This is a genomic window from Enhygromyxa salina (assembly GCF_002994615.1).
Classification (GTDB): domain Bacteria; phylum Myxococcota_A; class Polyangia; order Nannocystales; family Nannocystaceae; genus Plesiocystis; species Plesiocystis salina_A.
In genome coordinates, this window is record NZ_PVNK01000023.1 from 1 (window position 1) to 1,466 (window position 1,466).

At 60.6% G+C, this 1,466-nt stretch carries 1 pseudogene; it reads right to left on the minus strand.

Annotated features, from left to right (window positions below):
* Positions 1-1,466: pseudogene (locus ENSA5_RS36860) on the minus strand (hypothetical protein); the annotation flags it as partial.

The window sequence follows — 1,466 nt, forward strand, 5'->3', positions numbered from 1 at the left end:
GAGGGGAGGATGGTCTCGGGGAGGTTGCGGTTCCAGAGGGGGGCGTAGTGGGTGGTCAGGCAGTTGAGACGGAGAGTGCGGTCGTGCGCAGCTAGTGCGTAGTCTGATGTGGATATGGGGAGCTGAGTCGATAAGGTCTTGTTGACGTGTCCCATGCCCGTCGACTTGATGAAGAAATCGATTACGAGCGAGTGCGCGAGACTCGAGTAATCGAGGAGTAGAGACTCGCTGCTGAACGCGACGGCGAGCAGGGTGTTCACGTGCGCAGCACCGGGGATGAGGATGCACGGAACCAGAGTCCGTTCGTTGGTGGGCGCGACCATCTCCCGGTGCACGTGGCGGAAGAAATCCGTCACGGGCCGGCCCTTCCAACTTGGCGCTCGCTCGCGATACTCGGCTGCCGAGCACGCTGGGACGTAGTTGGTGCGGGGCAGGTAGTCTTCGTTGATCTGTGTCAGGTCGATGACGCTGTAATCTTGGCGGTGCCGACAGCCCTCGTTGGGGCTCTTGTTGAACGGAGTGCCCACGAAGAAGTGCGGCCCAGATACGACCCACTCGCCGGGATTGTTGGGGAACCGTGTCTCGCGTCGAATCGTCCCGTCTCGCTGTCGACCGGTCTCGTCGAAGCAAACTGTGCAGTAGTAGTTGCCCTCTTCGTCGGCCAGTTTCCGCGGCGCGTCCGCGAAGCGACGCAGTACCGAGAGCATCTCTTGGCTATGAACGACTGGAATGCGCGCCTGCGAGGCCGGAGTTCCGGGTGCGTCGTAGAGCTTGGCGAACAGCGTCAGCGCATCCTCGTCGACCTCCACGATCCGGGAGGCATGAGGGCGCAGGTCCCATTGTCCTTCCTCGTCCTTGATCCCGGGCACGGGGCCGTGACCGTCGTGCTCAAATGAGCCATCGAGTGTTGACGGGTGCAGTAGGTTGGAGACATTGAAGAAGGTGCCCCTTCCCGCTTGGCCAAAAACTAGAATGCAAAACTGCGCGTTGTCGTGCACGTCGGCGAAAAGAAATAGGCTGTTCTTGAAGCGCGCGAACAGGCGCGTGCTCGCCCACCCCCACTCCCGAAAGTGTCCTCCCCGGGGATCGTCAGCAATGCCGGGCTGACACAGGAAGCCGCATGCTCCGCTTTTACGCCGAAGCCGTTCCGCTCGGGTCAAGAAGCACTTGTACAAATTTGTCTGGACGCCTGTCAGGAGCGGGTAGTTGCTGCTCGCGTTCAGGAATCCCAATGTTCCCATCATTCCACTGAATTCTGCGAGGTAGTCTGCGCGGGCCGAAGGAGACGACAATGCCTCGTCACGCTGATCAGCCACCTGCTTCGCGCTCAGCTTGCGCAGTTCCAGCGTCGGCCGCAGATCCCCCAGGATCCCAGACTCACTCCATTGCAACTTAATCCAGGGCGGATTCCCCAAGATCACATCAAACCCCCCCCGCTCCCCAAACACCTCGGCAAACTCAAACTC